A 15,858-nucleotide genomic window follows, 5' to 3' on the forward strand; every position below is an offset into this window, starting at 1 on the left:
CTAAGGGCTGCTCGCGTCAGCGGGTCAACGCCAGCGACGTCAGCTGCGCCACACCCCAGCTGAGCGGTACGCACACGGCCAGGAGCGCGGTGGCCCGCAGACTCGCGGCGGTGCGCAGCACGTTGGACGGGGCGCCCAGGTCGAGCAGGGCCCTGCGTCCGGGCTCCCGGCCGCGGCGGGCCTCCACCACGGATGTGAGAAGGGTCGCGGCGGCGCACAGGGCCACCAGGGCGACGGCCGGCCAGGTCAGCGGGCCCAGTGGGACGGGCAGCCCACCTCGGTCGCGCAGGGCGAACGCGGTCAGGGTGCCCGCGGCCACCGAGCAGAGCACGCCCAGCGGAGGGCCGATCCGGGATGCCTCCTCCTGGAGGGTCCGTCCCGCCAGCAACCGCAGCGCTCCCGGGCGCACGGCCTGGACGAGGCTCCCGCAGGCGTAGGCAAGCCCCGGTCCGGCGAGGGCGAGCCCGACCGCGGTCAGGGACCAGCCGATGAGCATCCCCCCGTCGCCCCGGCCGGCATAGGCCGAGGCCGCGAGCCCGCAGGCGGTCAGCGCGATGCCCCAGGGCAGCCCGGTCCGGGGGGCCAGCGGCGGGTGCGGGCGCAGCGCGAGGGCGGTGGCGGCCGAGGCGGTCAGCGGGATCAGGGCCAGCAGGGTGAGGGCGGCGGCCACCGGCAGCGGCTGGTCCGCGTGGAGCAGCGCCGCCCCGGTCCCGTCGAACGGGAGCCCGGCCAGTTCCCCGCGCAGGTGGAGGAAGACGGCCAGGGCCAGGGCGCTGCCCAGGGCGCAGGCGACGGCGGTGGAGATCGCGGCGGCCAGCTTGAGCCGAACGGGTCCCAGCCCGGCGGCGTCGAGTCCCTCGCGGGGCTGGGTGGCGGGGTCGGCCCGGGCCACGACGACGGCGAAGTGGACGGTGACGGCCAGCGGGATCAGGGCCCACAGCAGGCGAGGGAACGATCCGGCGGGCTGGGCCACGGCCCCGGCGAGTACATAGAGGAGCAGGAAACCGGTTCCGGCCGAGGCCGCGGCGACGAGGAGCCGCCGCAGCTGGACGAGCGGCCGGGAACCGCGGGCTAGGCGGAGAGCGAGCACGCGGCCTGGTCCTCCGTGGTGTCGGCGACGGGGGAGGCGGCGGCCGCGGCCCCCGCGAGGCGACCGTCGAGCAGGGCGATCCGGCGGTCCGCGACGGCAGCGGTGGCCTCGTCGTGGGTGGCCACCAGCACGGTGATGTCGTGGGAGCGGGCCGCGGTGGTGAGCGTACGCAGCAACAGGGCCCGCTCGGTGCGGTGCAGCGGGGCGGTGGGCTCGTCGGCGAAGATCACCGCGGGCTCGTTGACCAGGGCCCGGGCGAGCGCGACCCGCTGCGCCTCGGCACGGGTCAGCGCGGCGGGGCGCTTGCGGGCGAGACCTGCGATGTCGAGCCGGTCCAGCCATTCGCAGGCGGCGTTGCGGGCGGCGCGGTGGGAGGCCCCGGCGAGCAGCAGGGGCAGGGCCGCGTTCTCCCAGGCCTTCAGCTCGGGCAGCAGCTGGGGCTCGTGGCCGATCCAGCCGAACCGGTCGCGGCGCAGCCGTTCGCGGATGAGAGCGCCCATGGTGTGCACGGGGACGCTGTTGAACCAGACCTCACCCTGTTGGGGCCGCAGCTGCCCGGACAGGCAGCGGAGCAGGGTGGTCTTGCCACAGCCGCGGGGACCGGTCAGGGCGAGGATCTCACCCTGGCGGACCCCGACGGAGACATCGACGAGGGCGGGGGAGCCGTCGTGGGAGTAGTGAAGGGACCGAGCCCACAGGACGTCATTGTCAGGCGGGGCATTGTCCGGTGGAGCCACCATGGCGTACACCTCCGTCCGAGGGAACGAAGCGGAGCCGGTCGAAGTCACTGGCGCCGCAATGAGATGTAAAGAGATGAACGTCTTGGATGGTGACAGCACACGGCCCGGACCCCCACGTTCTCACTCGAACGGAGGATCCGGGCCGTGTGGTCGGACCAGTGGAGCCGGGCGGCCTGGCGCCTGGTTACAGCTTGGTCCACGCCTCGGTGAGCACCGAGCGCAGGATGCCTTCGATCTCGTCGAAGGTGCCCTGGTCGGCGATCAGCGGCGGCGCGAGCTGGATGACCGGGTCACCGCGGTCGTCGGCCCGGCAGTAGAGGCCGTTCTCGAAGAGCGCCTTGGAGAGGAAGCCGTAGAGCACGCGCTCCGTCTCCTCGTCCGTGAAGGACTCCTTCGTGACCTTGTCCTTGACGAGCTCGATGCCGTAGAAGTAGCCGTTGCCGCGGACGTCGCCGACGATCGGCAGGTCATGCAGCTTCTTCAGCGTCGAGAAGAAGGCGCCCTCGTTGTCCAGCACGTGCTGGTTGAGGCCTTCCTTGTCGAAGATGTCGAGGTTGGCCAGCGCGACGGCCGAGGAGACCGGGTGGCCGCCGAAGGTGTAGCCGTGCAGGAAGGTGTTGTCACCCTTGTAGAACGGCTCCGCGAGGCGGTCCGAGATGATGCAGGCGCCGATCGGGGAGTAGCCCGAGGTCATGCCCTTGGCGCAGGTGATCATGTCCGGCACGTAGTCGAACTTGTCGCAGGCGAACATCGTGCCCAGACGGCCGAACGCGCAGATCGTCTCGTCGGAGACGAGCAGGACGTCGTACTCGTCGCAGATCTCGCGGACCCGCTGGAAGTACCCGGGCGGCGGCGGGAAGCAGCCACCGGCGTTCTGCACCGGCTCCAGGAAGACGGCGGCGACGGTGTCGGCGCCCTCGAAGAGGATCTCCTGCTCGATCTGGTCGGCGCACCAGCGGCCGTAGGCCTCGGGGTCGTCGCCGTAGATCGGGGCGCGGTAGATGTTGGTGTTCGGCACCTTGTGCGCGCCGGGGACCAGCGGCTCGAAGGGCGCCTTCAGGGCCGGCAGGCCGGTGATCGACAGGGCGCCCTGCGGGGTGCCGTGGTAGGCGACCGCACGCGAGATGACCTTGTACTTGGTGTGCTTGCCCTGGAGCTTGAAGTACTGCTTGGCGAGCTTCCACGCGGTCTCGACGGCCTCGCCGCCACCGGTGGTGAAGAAGACCTTGTTCAGGTCGCCCGGAGCGTAGTGGGCGAGGCGCTCGGCGAGCTCGACGGCCTTGGGGTGCGCGTACGACCAGATCGGGAAGAACGCGAGTTCCTGGGCCTGCTTGTAGGCGACCTCGGCCAGTTCCTTGCGGCCGTGACCGGCGTTGACCACGAAGAGGCCGGCGAGCCCGTCGAGGTAACGCTTGCCCTTGTCGTCCCAGATGTAGGTGCCCTCACCACGCACGATGGTGGGGACGGGGGAGTTCTCGTACGACGACATGCGGGTGAAGTGCATCCACAGGTGGTCGTACGCGGTCTTGGAGAGGTCCTGGCTCACGGGCTATCGAGTTCCCCACATGTAGGTCTGCTTCTTCAGCTTCAGATAAACGAAGCTTTCGGTTGATCGCACGCCGGGGAGCGTGCGGATCTTCTTGTTGATCGTTTCGAGCAGGTGGTCGTCGTCCTCGCAGACGATCTCCACCATCAGGTCGAACGACCCTGCGGTCATGACCACGTATTCGCACTCGGCCATGGAGGTCAGCGCGTCGGCCACCGGGTCGAGGTCGCCCTCGACGTTGATGCCGACCATGGCCTGGCGTCGCAGGCCCACGGTGAGCGGGTCGGTGACGGCGACGATCTGCATGACGCCCTGGTCGAGCAGTTTCTGCACCCGCTGGCGCACGGCCGCCTCGGAGAGGCCCACGGCCTTGCCGATCGACGCATAGGGACGGCGACCGTCCTCCTGCAGTTGCTCGATGATCGCCAGGGACACAGCATCGACCGAAGGGGACGGTTGTCTGTTCCTGGAATCTGCGCTTCGACTGACCACGACCTCACTGTGCACGAGGGTCGTCTGTTCCGCAAGACGGAATCGATGAAATCCGTTGTTTGACGACTCAGATCTCACTGATTTCGTAGGTGGTGGCGTCCGGGTCTGTCGAAAGCCTCCGCCGAGGGGCTAGGCTTTGGTAAACGTCTCAATCGTTGGACATGTGATCAGGAGTGTGGCTGTAGTGACCACCGAACTGCGTCGTCTGCGCAACTACATCGGCGGGGAGTTCAAGGACGCCGCCGACGGGCGGACCACCGAGGTGGTCAACCCGGCCACCGGCGAGGTGTACGCCACCGCCCCGCTGTCGGGCCAGGCCGATGTGGATGCCGCCATGGCCGCTGCCGCGGCCGCCTTCCCGGGCTGGCGCGACACCACCCCCGCGGAGCGCCAGAAGGCCCTGCTGAAGATCGCGGACGCCTTCGAGGCGCGCGCGGACGAGCTCGTCGCCGCCGAATCGGAGAACACCGGCAAGCCGCTGGCCCTCACGGCCAGCGAGGAGCTGCCCCCGATGGTGGACCAGATCCGCTTCTTCGCGGGTGCCGCACGGCTCCTGGAGGGCCGCTCGGCCGGCGAGTACATGGAGGGGATGACCTCGATCATCCGCCGTGAGCCGGTCGGCGTCTGTGCCCAGGTCGCGCCGTGGAACTACCCGATGATGATGGCCGTGTGGAAGTTCGCCCCGGCCATCGCGGCGGGCAACACCGTCGTGCTCAAGCCCTCGGACACCACCCCGGCCTCCACCGTGCTGATGGCGGAGATCATCGACTCGGTGCTGCCCAAGGGCGTCTTCAACGTCATCTGCGGTGACCGCGAGACCGGCAAGGCCATGGTCGAGCACTCCACCCCGGCGATGGCCTCCATCACCGGCTCGGTGCGCGCGGGCATGCAGGTCGCCGAGAGCGCCTCCAAGGACGTCAAGCGCGTCCACCTGGAGCTCGGCGGCAAGGCCCCGGTCGTGGTCTTCGAGGACGCCGACATCGCCAAGGCCGTCGAGGACATCGCGGTCGCCGGCTACTTCAACGCCGGCCAGGACTGCACCGCCGCCACCCGCGTGCTCGTGCACGAGTCGATCCACGACGAGTTCGTGGCCGCGCTCGCCAAGGCCGCCACGGACACGAAGACCGGTCAGCCGGACGACGAGGACGTGCTGTACGGCCCGCTGAACAACCCGAACCAGCTCAAGCAGGTCGCGGGCTTCATCGAGCGCCTCCCCGCCCACGCCAAGGTCGAGGCGGGTGGCCACCAGGTCGGCGAAAAGGGCTACTTCTACGCCCCGACCGTGGTCTCCGGCCTCAAGCAGGACGACGAGATCATCCAGAACGAGGTCTTCGGCCCCGTCATCACCGTCCAGTCCTTCACGAACGAGGGTCAGGCCCTGGAGTACGCGAACGGCGTCGAGTTCGCCCTCGCCTCCTCCGTGTGGACCAAGGACCACGGCCGCGCGATGCGGATGTCCAAGAACCTCGACTTCGGCTGCGTGTGGATCAACACCCACATCCCGCTCGTCGCCGAGATGCCGCACGGTGGCTTCAAGAAGTCCGGCTACGGCAAGGACCTCTCCGCCTACGGCTTCGAGGACTACACGCGCATCAAGCACGTGATGACCTCGCTCGACGGCTGATCGGCCGCATCGATCACAGCACAGCGTTGACGGGGCGGGCAGTAGACAACATGTCTATTGCCCGCCCCCTCGCGTTCGCCGAGGCTGTGCCCATGCCTGAACTCGCCTTCTCCCGCCGTTCTGCGCTGTACGGCCTCGGTGCCGCGGGCCTGTCGGCCGCCCTCGCCGGCTGCGGCGTGCCCGCCGCCTACGTCCCCGAGGAAGGTCGCCAGGGTCAGGACCGTTCCGAGCGGGACCGCAGCGTCGTCTTCTCCAACTGGCCGCTGTACATCGACACCGACGAGGAGGACGAGGAGCGCCGCCCGACGCTGGAGGCCTTCTCGGAGCGGACCGGCATCGAGGTCCGCTACACCGAGGAGATCAACGACAACGACGAGTTCTTCGGCAAGGTCAGTCCGGCCCTGATGAACCGGCAGGAGACCGGCCACGACCTGATCGTGGTCAGCGACTGGATGGCCGCCCGCTTCGTCCACCTGGGCTGGGCCCAGAAGTTGGACCGGTCGGCCCAGCCCAACGTGACCCGCCACCTCGATCCGCAGCTGCGTTCCCCCGCCTTCGACGAGGGCCGGCTGCACACCGTCCCCTGGCAGTCGGGCATCACCGGGATCGCCTACAACCGCAAGGCCCTGGGGCGGGAGATCAAGTCGGTCAAGGATCTGTGGCAGCCCGATCTGGCGGGCAAGGTCACCCTCTTTTCCGGCCTCGACGAGTCCTTCGCCCTGCTGATGCAGGGCAACGGCGTGGACGTCACCCGCTGGACCGAGTCCGACTTCCACCGGATGTGCGACCAGGTCGAGAACATGGTGAAGAAGAAGCACATCCGCCGCTTCACCGGCAACGACTACACCTCCGATCTGAGCAAGGGCGATGTCCTCGCCTGCCAGGCCTACTCCGGTGACGCCATCCAGCTCCAGGCCGACAACCCGGACATCGAGTTCGTCGTCCCCGAGGAAGGGGCCGAACTCTGGGCGGAGAGCCTGCTCGTCCCCAACCTGGCCCGGCACAAGGCCAATGCCGAAGCCCTCATCGACCACTACTACGCCCCCGAGGTGGCCGCCTCCCTCGCCGCCTCCGTCAACTACGTGTGCCCCGTCCCCGCCGCCCGCGAGGTCCTGGCGGCCTCCGACGACCAGGAGACCGCCGAACTCGCCGAGAACCCGCTGATCTTCCCGGACGACGACATGCGCAAGCGGCTGGTCGTGGCCCGGGACATCTCCTCGGCCGAGCGCCGGTCCCTCGCCAAGCGGTGGAACGCGATCGTCGGCCTCTGACCCGGCGTCGGACGGTGGTATTGAACACGTTCAGCAATTTGGCTGAACGTGTTCAGAAACAGGCGTAGGCTTCCTTCCATGAGCGAGAGAAGCGCCCTTCAGCGGCGGATCCGTGCCTGGTTGACCCTGTTCCTGATCTGCCTGGTGCTCAGCGGCCTCACCGCCTTCCCCCTGGTCAGTGAGCTCCGCTGGGCCAACGCCCTGATCGACCACGAGTGGCTGCGACGGGTGGGCGACGGACTGGAGCGGGCCGACGCCGACTACCCCTTCCTCCTCTACGGAACCGACTGGCTCGCCTTCGCCCACCTCGTCATCGCCGTCTTCTTCTACGGGGTCCACCGCGACCCGGTACGCAACATCTGGATCGTCGAAGCCGGCATGATCGCCTGCGCCGGGGTGATACCGCTGGCCCTGATATGCGGCCCGATCCGGGGCATCCCCTTCTGGTGGAGCGTCATCGACATGTCGTTCGGCGTCTTCGGGGTGATCCCCCTGCTGGTGCTCCGCCGCATGATCAAGCGCCTTGAGGCCATGCCCGCTTGACGCCTACCGGGCGAAGGCCGCCATCACGATGCCCATGACCACCGGGTTCAACTCCTCGCCCTTGGCGTTCGTGGAGTTGACCGAGTAGACCAAGGTGCGGGAGAGGTCCCGGCTCGCGCCCATGGCGGTGTTGTAGCCGTGCCGGCCACCGGTCTTGCCCCACAGCACCGTGCCGTCCGGCAGGGTCATCCTGGACATCCCCGCGGACATCGTGGCGGCCTCCCCCTTGCCGAAGGTCTGCACCGCGGGCACCGTGAACATCTCCTCCAGCTGGGCCGCCGGCACGACCCGCCCGCCGAACAGGGCCTTGGTGAAACGCTCCAGATCCGCCGTGGTCGAGATGATGTCCCCCGCCGCCCAGCGGTCCGAGGAGTTCCACTCGGTCACGTCCCGCAGCTCCCGGGAGCCGTCCGCCCGGGCTATCGCCTGGTACCCCCGGTTGTGAGGACCGTGGATCCTCGTCTGCGTCCGGGACGGGAACGAGGTCTGACGCAGACCGAGCGGCCGCAGGATCCGCCGGCCGACCGCCTCCTCGTACGAGGTGCCCGTCACCTTCTCGACGAGCACGCCCAGCACGGTGTAGTTGATGTTCAGATAGTGCTGAGCCGTGCCCGGAGCGAACTCCCGCGGCTTCGCCAGCGCATCGGCGATCTGGTCGTGCGGGTCGGTCACGTCGAAGCGGTGCTCCCACTGCGCCTCGAACGAGTCGCCCGGGCCGTCCGCCGCCGGTATCCCGCTGGTGTGGTTGAGCAACTGCCGGACGGTGACCGCACCGTAGGAATCGGGCACGGTCACGGGCAGGTACCGCCGGACCGGCCGGTCCAGGTCCACCCGGCCCTCGGCCGCCAGCTGGAGCACCACCGCCGCGGTGAAGGTCTTGGTCACCGACCCGGCCCGGAACCTCCCCTCCTCGACGGCGGCCCGACCCGTGACGACGTCCGCGACACCGGAACTGCCCCGCCAACTCCCGCTCGTACCCCCGACGCGGACCAGCGCGGCGGTCGCGTCCCTGTGCTCCGCCCCCAGACCGGCGATCGCCCGCTCCAGCACCGCGGCATTCGGCGGGGCGGAGACGAGGGGCGCCGGGACCCCCGCCGTGACCCCCGCCGGGACGGGAGCCGGAGCCGCGTGCGCGACCACCGGTCCGGACGCGATGCCCAGAACCAGAGCGGCGGCGATCCATGTGCGCGTGCGAGCCTTCATGACGCAATCCCCCTGTGAGTTCACCGGGCCACCGCGGCCCGGACAACTCAATGCTCCAGCTCACAGGGGTCGTCGCGGATCACCCATGGGAGGGGTCTTCACCGGTACGACAACTCACCGGCGCGAGGGATACGACACGCCGTCCCCTCACTCCCCGGAGGGAGCGCCCGCCGCGATCAGGCCCGTCTCGTACGCGCAGATCACCGCCTGGATCCGGTCCCGCAGCCCCAGCTTCGCCAGCACGTTGCCCACATGCGACTTCACCGTGTGCTCGCTCACCACCAGCGCCGCCGCGATCTCCGCGTTCGACAGCCCCCGCCCCAGATGAAGCAGGGTCTCCCGTTCCCGCGCCGTCAGCACCTCCAGTCGGTCCGCCGGCAGCTCGCTCCGCGCCGAGCCCCCCGTCACCGCCGTGTACTCCTCGATCAGCCGCCGCGCCACCGAGGGGGCCAGCAGCGACTCGCCCGCCGCCACCACCCGCACCGCGTGCACCAGGTCGTCCCGCCGCACGTCCTTCAGCAGGAACCCGCTCGCCCCCGCGTGCAACGCCTCGTACACGTACTCGTCCGAGTCGAAGGTCGTCAGCATCACCGTGCGGCACGCGCTCCCGGCGGAGATCGCCCGGCACGCCTCGATCCCGTCCAGCACCGGCATCCGGATGTCCAGCAGCGCCACCTCCGGCGCGAGCCGATCCACCGCGGCGACCGCCGCTGCCCCGTCCCCGACCTCCGCCACGACCTCGATGTCCTCCTGCGCGTCCAGGATCATCGAGAACCCGCTGCGCACCAGCTCCTGGTCGTCGGCCACCACCACACGGATCGTCAATTCCCCACCTCCAACGGCGACGTTACAAGGGACACCCGCACCGCATACCCGACCCCGCCCGGCCCCGGACCGCACTCGGCCGTTCCGCCGTGCGCCGCCGCCCGCTCGCGGATGCCGATCAGCCCGTGCCCGCCCGAGGCGCCGCCGGGCCCCCGACCGTCGTCCGTGACCGTCACCGTGAGCGTCCCCGGCCCGTACGCCAGCGTCACGTCCGCCGCCGCGGCCCCGGCGTGCCGCACCACGTTGGTCAGGGCCTCCTGCACCACCCGGTGCACGGTCGCCTCCAGAGCGGCCGGCAGCTTGCGCACCGCGCCCGTCCGCTCGTAGGACACCCGCAGCCCACCGGCCCGCACCCGGTCCACCAACTCCGTCAGCCCGGCGATCCCCGGCTGCGGGTTCCGGGGCGGGCCCCCGTCGGTGCGCAGCACACCCAGCATCGCGCGCAGCTGCGCCATCGCGTCCCGACCCGTCTCCGCGATCGCCTCGAAGGCGGCCTCGGCCCGTTCCGGCGCCCTGCGTACGGCCACCGGGCCGGCCTCCGCCTGCACGATCATGATGCTGACCGCGTGCGAGAGGATGTCGTGCATCTCCCGCGCGATCCTGGCCCGTTCGCGTGCGGCGGCCTGCTCCGCCTCGATCCGGTTGGCCCGCTCCAGTTCGGCGGCGCGCGCCTCCACCGCCGCCGTGTAGGCCTGCCGCGTGTACTGGAGCCGGCCCAGGGCGTAGGCCGCCGCCGAGACGAAGAGCGTGAACAGCAGCTCCCGCGCCGTCCCCGTCTCCCAACCCACCGACAGGGCGACCACCACCGCACTGGCCAGGCCCGCGGCCGCCCGGACCCGTGGGGTGCACCGCAGGGCGACCGTGTAGAAGGCGATGAGGCCCGCGTACGGCATCGGCTGACCCGGCCCGTCGAGCGTGACCTTGTAGATCCCCCCGAGGACCAGGATCGCCACCAGGACGCTCACCGGCGCCCGGCGCCGCCAGATCAAGGGCAGCACGGCGGCCGTGGTCATCGCGTACGAGGCCCAGGTCACGGGAGGGAGTTCGGGCGATCGGGGCACGACGAACGGCATCGTGACGGCCGCCTGCACCAGCAGCGTCAGCCCCAGGTCCTGCCGACGGGCATCCGCGTTCCGGACCCGCTCGCCGAGGGCCCGTATCACCGCCCGAGCCCGGCCCGTACGGCCGTCAGCGCGTCCAGCCGGTTCGTGGTGATCGAGTCGACCCCCGCCGCGACGAGGCCCTTCATCGTCCGCCGGGTGTCGGCGGTCCAGGCCGACACCAGCAGGCCGTCCCGGTGGAGAGCGTCCACCAGCTCCCGGCTCACCAGCCCGAAGCGGTAGTTGAGCCAGCGCGGCGCCATGGCGTCGATCAGCGGCCGCCGCGGCGGCGAGAGCGAGGTCCAGGTCAGCGCGATCTCCGCGCCCGGATCGGCGGCGCGGACCGCCAACATGGTGTTCGCGCCCCCGCAGTAGTACGTGCGCTCGCGCGCCCCGCACTCGCGGACCTCGCCCACGACGATGCGTACCGCTTCGGGTGTGGCGCCGGGCAGGTCGAGCATCAGCCGGCCCGACCCGGCGGACGTCAGGGCGTCGCGCAGCGTGGGGACCCCGCCCAGCGTCAGCCCCTTCAGCTGTGGGGCCGTGACGTCGTCGAGGCGTACGTCGTGGCCCCACAGCCGCTGGAGCGTGTCGTCGTGGAGCAGGACCGGCACCCCGTCCCGGGTCAGCCGTACGTCGATCTCGACGGCGTCCGCCCCGCGCGCGAACGCGGACCGGATCGAGGCCAGGGTGTTCTCACGGACACGGTAGGGATCGCCGCGGTGGCCGACGGCAGTCAGAGTGCTCATGTCCCCATTCTCAGGGGCGCAGTTGTCGGACAGGCGTCAGCGCGCGAGCCATTCGGCGGTGTACGTGTCGATCTCCGCGGTCAGCTTCGCCTTGCCGGCGGGGTCCAGGAAGGAGGCCTCGACGGCGTTCTTGGCGAGCTGCGCGAGCCCGCGCTCGTCGAGGTCGAGGAGGCGGGCGGCCACCGCGTACTCGTTGTTGAGGTCGGAGCCGAACATCGGCGGGTCGTCGCTGTTGATGGTGACGAGCACGCCCGCCGCGACCATCTCCTTGACCGGGTGCAGGTCGAGGTCGGTCACCGCGCGGGTGGCGATGTTGGAGGTCGGGCAGACCTCCAGCGCGATCCGGTGCTCGGCGAGGTAAGCGAGCAGCTCCGGGTCCTGGGTGGCGCTGGTGCCGTGGCCGATGCGCTCGGCGCCGAGCTCGCGGATGGCGTCCCAGATCGTCTCCGGGCCGGTGGTCTCGCCGGCGTGCGGGACGCTGCGCAGACCGGCGGCGCGGGCGGCGTCGAAGTACGGCTTGAACTGCGGGCGCGGGACACCGATCTCGGGGCCGCCGAGGCCGAAGGAGACCAGGCCCTCGGGGCGCAGGTCGACGGCGAGCCGGGCGGTCTCGGCGGCGGCCTCCAGGCCGGCCTCGCCGGGGATGTCGAAGCACCAGCGCAGGATGACGCCGAGTTCGGTCTCGGCCGCCCGACGGGCGTCCTCGATGGCCTCCATGAAGGCCTTCTCGTCGATGCCACGGCGGGTCGAGGAGTACGGGGTGATGGTCAGCTCGGCGTAGCGGATGTTCTGCCGGGCCATGTCGCGGGCGACTTCGAAGGTGAGGGTGCGCACGTCGTCCGGGGTGCGGACCAGGTCGACCACCGACAGGTAGACCTCGATGAAGTGCGCGAAGTCGGTGAAGGTGAAGTAGTCGGCGATGGCCTCGGGGTCGGTGGGGACCTTCGAGTCGGGGTGCCGGGAGGCGAGCTCGGCCACGATGCGCGGGGATGCCGAGCCGACGTGGTGGACGTGGAGTTCGGCCTTCGGCAGCCCCGCGATGAAGGGGTGCAGGTCGGTCATGGGGGTGCCTCCGGGAGGGACGCTGGTGCGGGTGGGTCGGGATTCATCGTAGGCACGCCCGTGACTGTCGGTGGCAGCGCTTAGCATGGCTGTACGAGAGGGGGGCGCCGTATGACCGACAGCAGTCCCGAGCCGCGAGACCTGTGGGCGCCGTTGGAGCGGCCGCCGGTCGAGCTGGGCAAGTCGCAGGGCGGGCAGGGCACGCCGGGCGTGTCGGGCCCGCCGTCCGTGCACGACCAGCCGACGCTCGCCGGGATGCCGGGCGACCCATTCCCCCAGCCCGCCCAGACCCCGGCTCAGATATCGACGCCGACGCCGACCCAGCACCCGATGACCGGTCCGCCCGCGTCCGCGGCGTACGGGTATCCGGCCCAGCCCGGCTACGGGTTCCCGGGCGACGCGGGATACCCCGCGCACCCCGGACAGCAGGGCTACCCCGGACAGCAGGGCTACCCCGGACAGCAGGGCTACCCCGGACAGCAGGGCTATCCCGGATATCCGGGACACCAGGGGTACCCCGGCCAGGGTGCGTACCCGCCCTACGGGGCGCAGCGCAGCAACGGTTTCGGCGTCACGGCGCTCGTCCTCGGGATCCTCGCGGTCGTCGGCTGCATCACGAGCTTCTTCGCGCTGGCGCTCGGGATAGCGGCCGTCGTCTTCGGCGTCCTGGGCCGCGGCAAGGCGAGCCGTGGCGAGGCGGACAACGGCGGGATGGCGCTCGCCGGGATCATCCTGGGCGCGATCGGCATCGTGCTGGGCGCCGTGATGATCGCGATCGTGTTCGCGGGCTTCATGGAGCGGGGATCGGGCGGCGACTCGCCCTACGACAGCCCCTACGACAACTCCCAGGTCCGCGAGAAGGTCTGACCGAGCCGCCTCAGGAGGCCCACGGCCAGTCGGCGTCACGACCGGACTCGATCAGGGACACCATGCGGAAGGCCCCGTCGGTGAGCCCGCCGAAGGCGTGCCGGTTCGCGGTACCGGAAGGCGCGTGCCCGACCCGGTAGCCGGCCAGGTTCCAGGTGTAGACCGGGACCGTGGGCGGTACCTCGACCGTCGGATCGCCGCCGTAGCCGTACGAGGCGGCCTGCTCGTCGGTGACGATCAACACCCGGTCGTGACCGTCGTAGTGCTCCTTCACCGCCTTGGCCGTATAGGTCCCGCCGAGGTCCCCGAACCGCTCCAGCACCTTGAGCACGGATTCGCCGCGGCCGTACCGGACCGCCTCGCTGGTCGTACCGAACTGCACCAGGTCGGCCTGCTCGGCCCGCAGCGCCAGCGCCGTTGCGAAGACGGCCGCGGCGTCCGCCCGGTTGAGTTCGGAGCGGTCCGACAGCGGGGACCACATCGACCCGGAGCGGTCGACGAGGACCAGCGTCCGGCCGGGCAGCGCCGGTACTTCGGCCAGCGAGTGGCCGAGCGCCTGCTCCAGCGGGTACGCCCAGCGCAGCGAGGACGCGTGCTGATAGGCGGCCAGGTAGCGGAAGGGGAACTGCCGGGACCGGGCGACGACCTCAGGGTCGGAGATCCTCGCCGCGACCTGTGCGGCCACCGCGTCCGATACCCCGGCCCGGTCGAAGTTGCGCAGGTTGCGCAGCAGCGCCATCGCACCCATGGACGGGATGACCGCCTCCCAGGCGACCGCGTCCATCGGCCCCTGCAGCCAACCGGCCAGCGACTCCCAGGTCATGCCCGCCGCCGTGAGCCGCTCGGCCCCGTCCGGGGCGAGGATCACGGCCCGCCGTTCGGCGACCGGCAGCTCCATCAACGCCCGGTGGGCGACCAGGGTGCGGTTGCCCGCCGGGACCCGGGCCTCCTCCGGGTTGTGCCTGCGGTCGAGGGCGTGGCGGAACAGCTCTCCCTGCCACGGCTTGGCCGGGTCGGGGGAGGCGTGCACGAGGTTGAGGACGTCACCGAAGCGGTAGGCCTTGGAGTCGGTGTCGTACTTCAGGAGCGAGGTGGCGGAGTAGAGCCGCCGTACCGCGTCGGCGATACCGCGCTTGACGGGCTTGGGCACATTGCGTCCGTACGTCGCCGTCCAGTAGGCCAGCAACTCACCGGGCTCGTCCGCGCGCCGCAGCACGGAGTCGATCACCTGACGGTTCGAAGGGCCCTCGGTGGCGCCCGCCTCCAACCGCGCCTTCACGTACTCGGCGGCGCCGACCAGTGAGGCGGTCCGCATGTTCGCGTCCTGGCGGAGCCAGCCCAGCAGACCGGCCGTCCACGCGGGATCATCGACGGCGAGGGTGCGCACGAGCGCCGCGAACCGGTCGTCGCGCGCCTCGCCGCTCTCGTACGCGGTCCGCTGCGTCACGAAGTTGGCGACGGCGAGCAGGAACAGCTCGGAGCGCGGGTCCCGCAGGTGGCCGGGACCGCCCTGAGCGGTGCGGGCGGGTCCGGCCGAACGGACCGGCGAAGTGGGCCGGCCGGGCGCCGACGCGGCCGCGCGCAGGTTGAAGCGAGACATGGGAATCCCCCCGAATTCGACGGAAGCGGGGAGGCATTGCGTGAGGGATGCCCGAGATCGGAAGTCGGCGGCGGATTTTGTGCCCGACGAGCTACCTGGCTGCTCCACCGGCCCGTTCCCTCGCGGGTGACGAGCTGGGTGGGATTCGAACCCACGACCTCCGGGTTCCCAGAAGTAACCGTCGCCTGCGCACCGGGCATCCCCCACGCGTGCCTCCCGAGATCAAGGTGGCGGCGGCCTGATTTCTTCGGAGTGGAAGGAGCCGCGGCCCGCGCACCGGGAGGTGCGTGACGTAGGTGTCCAGAGATCGGAGTCGACGAAACCATGCGGTGCTCTACCAGCTGAGCTACACCGGCCGGAGCCGGCGGCGGGATTCGAACCCGCGGCAGTCGAAGTAGGTCTCGCCTTCGCACCTGGACGGGCATCACGGTAGGGCACCGCCCGCGGCGCCCGCCACGCATTACTTCCCGTACGGGCCCGCGCCCCGGACCTCCGCCGCCGACAGCGGTGTCGCCGTCCTGACCCGGCCCTCGACGGTGGCGGCCCGGCGCCGCCCGGTCACGCCGGAGCCTGTCGGAGCTGTTCCCGGGCCTCCATCAGCGCGAAGCCCAGCAGGTTCAGCCCGCGCCAGCGCGCCGGGTCCAGTGCGCGCTCGTCGTCGGCCGCCAACCCGATGCCCCAGATACGGTCCATGGGGCTCGCCTCCACCAGCACCCGCTTCCCGGTGCCCAGCAGGTATCCGCTCAGCGCCGGGTCGGAGCCGAACTTGTGCACGCTGCCCTCCACCACCAGGGCGAACCGCTCGCGCTCCCATATCGCGTTGTCGAAGCCGCGTACGAGGCGTCCGACCTTCTTGGCCTGGGCCGGGCTCTTCGCCTCCACCGCGGCCCGCTCCGCCTCGGCGTCGCCGAAGAGCCGGGCCTTGCCGGCCATCATCCAGTGCTCCGCAGTCGCATATCGGACGTCACCGACAGTGAAAGAAGCGGGCCACCACTGGCTCAGGCAGCTGGGACCGAGCCTGCCGTCCGGCTGCGGGCGGTGCCCCCAGAACGGCAGGTACTTCACCCGTTCACCACGGCTGACCTGCTTGATCAGTTCGTCGATCATCTCCATGCACGCGAGTCTGGCAGTCGCCACTGACACTTC

General features: G+C 70.8%; 15 protein-coding genes. 4 read left to right on the top strand and 11 right to left on the bottom strand.

The genetic code is table 11. From position 1 onward, the window contains the following. Nucleotides 1-16 precede the first annotated feature (16 nt). The 4 genes from OG624_RS28970 to OG624_RS28985 all read right to left on the bottom strand — a co-directional run bounded on the left by OG624_RS28970 (nucleotide 17) and on the right by OG624_RS28985 (nucleotide 3,883). Nucleotides 17-1,090 carry a hypothetical protein gene (locus OG624_RS28970; protein WP_033222957.1) on the bottom strand — a complete coding sequence of 358 codons (1,074 nt, stop codon included), beginning with the start codon at nucleotides 1,088-1,090 and terminating at the stop codon, nucleotides 17-19. Further along, complete coding sequence (locus OG624_RS28975) at nucleotides 1,072-1,830, bottom strand: ABC transporter ATP-binding protein (RefSeq protein WP_033222959.1); 759 nt, start codon at nucleotides 1,828-1,830, stop codon at nucleotides 1,072-1,074. The genes OG624_RS28970 and OG624_RS28975 overlap by 19 nt, the downstream gene beginning before the upstream one ends. Before the next feature lie 184 nt (nucleotides 1,831-2,014). Next, the gene (locus OG624_RS28980; RefSeq protein WP_030718578.1) at nucleotides 2,015-3,376 is read right to left on the bottom strand and encodes an aspartate aminotransferase family protein; all 1,362 of its coding nucleotides are present in this window, start codon (nucleotides 3,374-3,376) and stop codon (nucleotides 2,015-2,017) included. A 3-nt stretch (nucleotides 3,377-3,379) separates the two neighbouring features. Next, a complete protein-coding gene (locus tag OG624_RS28985; protein WP_033222960.1) occupies nucleotides 3,380-3,883 on the bottom strand; it encodes an Lrp/AsnC family transcriptional regulator in 504 nt (167 codons plus the stop codon). Nucleotides 3,884-4,052: 169 nt separating this feature from the next. Between OG624_RS28985 and OG624_RS28990 the strand changes: the two genes are divergently transcribed. The 3 genes from OG624_RS28990 to OG624_RS29000 all read left to right on the top strand — a co-directional run bounded on the left by OG624_RS28990 (nucleotide 4,053) and on the right by OG624_RS29000 (nucleotide 7,306). Further along, nucleotides 4,053-5,492, top strand: coding sequence for a gamma-aminobutyraldehyde dehydrogenase (locus OG624_RS28990; protein ID WP_033222961.1), 1,440 nt, complete (start codon nucleotides 4,053-4,055; stop codon nucleotides 5,490-5,492). Between the two features lie 92 nt (nucleotides 5,493-5,584). Next, nucleotides 5,585-6,763: a polyamine ABC transporter substrate-binding protein gene (locus OG624_RS28995; protein ID WP_033222963.1), complete on the top strand. Its 1,179-nt coding sequence runs from the start codon at nucleotides 5,585-5,587 to the stop codon at nucleotides 6,761-6,763. Between the two features lie 78 nt (nucleotides 6,764-6,841). Further along, complete coding sequence (locus tag OG624_RS29000; RefSeq protein ID WP_030718595.1) at nucleotides 6,842-7,306, top strand: hypothetical protein; 465 nt, start codon at nucleotides 6,842-6,844, stop codon at nucleotides 7,304-7,306. A 3-nt stretch (nucleotides 7,307-7,309) separates the two neighbouring features. On the opposite strand, the gene OG624_RS29005 is transcribed toward OG624_RS29000, so the two are convergent. The 5 genes from OG624_RS29005 to OG624_RS29025 form a co-directional block, all read right to left on the bottom strand. Then, nucleotides 7,310-8,509 (bottom strand): serine hydrolase domain-containing protein, encoded by a 1,200-nt coding sequence (locus tag OG624_RS29005; protein ID WP_033222964.1) that lies wholly within the window; start codon nucleotides 8,507-8,509, stop codon nucleotides 7,310-7,312. A 147-nt stretch (nucleotides 8,510-8,656) separates the two neighbouring features. Further along, on the bottom strand, nucleotides 8,657-9,334 hold the full coding sequence (locus tag OG624_RS29010) for a response regulator (protein ID WP_033222965.1): 678 nt from the start codon (nucleotides 9,332-9,334) through the stop codon (nucleotides 8,657-8,659). Next, on the bottom strand, nucleotides 9,331-10,497 hold the full coding sequence (locus OG624_RS29015; RefSeq protein WP_371639967.1) for a sensor histidine kinase: 1,167 nt from the start codon (nucleotides 10,495-10,497) through the stop codon (nucleotides 9,331-9,333). The genes OG624_RS29010 and OG624_RS29015 overlap by 4 nt, the downstream gene beginning before the upstream one ends. Continuing rightward, nucleotides 10,494-11,183, bottom strand: coding sequence for a glycerophosphodiester phosphodiesterase (locus OG624_RS29020; RefSeq protein WP_033222967.1), 690 nt, complete (start codon nucleotides 11,181-11,183; stop codon nucleotides 10,494-10,496). Before OG624_RS29020 ends, OG624_RS29015 begins: the two co-directional genes overlap by 4 nt. Nucleotides 11,184-11,219: 36 nt before the next feature. Next, complete coding sequence (locus OG624_RS29025; RefSeq protein ID WP_030718610.1) at nucleotides 11,220-12,245, bottom strand: adenosine deaminase; 1,026 nt, start codon at nucleotides 12,243-12,245, stop codon at nucleotides 11,220-11,222. 111 nt (nucleotides 12,246-12,356) lie between these two features. Here OG624_RS29025 and OG624_RS29030 point away from each other — a divergent pair, with 111 nt between their 5' ends. Beyond that, on the top strand, nucleotides 12,357-13,112 hold the full coding sequence (locus OG624_RS29030) for a DUF4190 domain-containing protein (protein WP_371639968.1): 756 nt from the start codon (nucleotides 12,357-12,359) through the stop codon (nucleotides 13,110-13,112). A 10-nt stretch (nucleotides 13,113-13,122) separates the two neighbouring features. Here the strand turns inward: OG624_RS29030 and OG624_RS29035 are convergent, their stop codons facing one another. Together OG624_RS29035 and OG624_RS29040 are read right to left on the bottom strand one after the other, a co-directional pair. Then, complete coding sequence (locus OG624_RS29035; protein ID WP_371639969.1) at nucleotides 13,123-14,712, bottom strand: TROVE domain-containing protein; 1,590 nt, start codon at nucleotides 14,710-14,712, stop codon at nucleotides 13,123-13,125. A gap of 558 nt (nucleotides 14,713-15,270) precedes the next feature. Continuing rightward, complete coding sequence (locus OG624_RS29040) at nucleotides 15,271-15,825, bottom strand: NADAR family protein (protein WP_033222974.1); 555 nt, start codon at nucleotides 15,823-15,825, stop codon at nucleotides 15,271-15,273. Nucleotides 15,826-15,858 lie beyond the last annotated feature (33 nt).

The organism is Streptomyces virginiae, assembly GCF_041432505.1.
GTDB lineage: Bacteria > Actinomycetota > Actinomycetes > Streptomycetales > Streptomycetaceae > Streptomyces > Streptomyces virginiae_A.

Bases quoted from the DNA above. Each gene is read 5' to 3' on its own strand.
- OG624_RS28975 (WP_033222959.1), bottom strand. From the start codon at position 1,830: ATGGTGGCTCCACCGGACAATGCCCCGCCTGACAATGACGTCCTGTGG.
- OG624_RS28995 (WP_033222963.1), top strand. From the start codon at position 5,585: ATGCCTGAACTCGCCTTCTCCCGCCGTTCTGCGCTGTACGGCCTCGGT.
- OG624_RS29000 (WP_030718595.1), top strand. From the start codon at position 6,842: ATGAGCGAGAGAAGCGCCCTTCAGCGGCGGATCCGTGCCTGGTTGACC.
- OG624_RS29005 (WP_033222964.1), bottom strand. From the start codon at position 8,509: ATGAAGGCTCGCACGCGCACATGGATCGCCGCCGCTCTGGTTCTGGGC.
- OG624_RS29020 (WP_033222967.1), bottom strand. From the start codon at position 11,183: ATGAGCACTCTGACTGCCGTCGGCCACCGCGGCGATCCCTACCGTGTC.
- OG624_RS29025 (WP_030718610.1), bottom strand. From the start codon at position 12,245: ATGACCGACCTGCACCCCTTCATCGCGGGGCTGCCGAAGGCCGAACTC.
- OG624_RS29030 (WP_371639968.1), top strand. From the start codon at position 12,357: ATGACCGACAGCAGTCCCGAGCCGCGAGACCTGTGGGCGCCGTTGGAG.
- OG624_RS29035 (WP_371639969.1), bottom strand. From the start codon at position 14,712: ATGTCTCGCTTCAACCTGCGCGCGGCCGCGTCGGCGCCCGGCCGGCCC.
- OG624_RS29040 (WP_033222974.1), bottom strand. From the start codon at position 15,825: ATGGAGATGATCGACGAACTGATCAAGCAGGTCAGCCGTGGTGAACGG.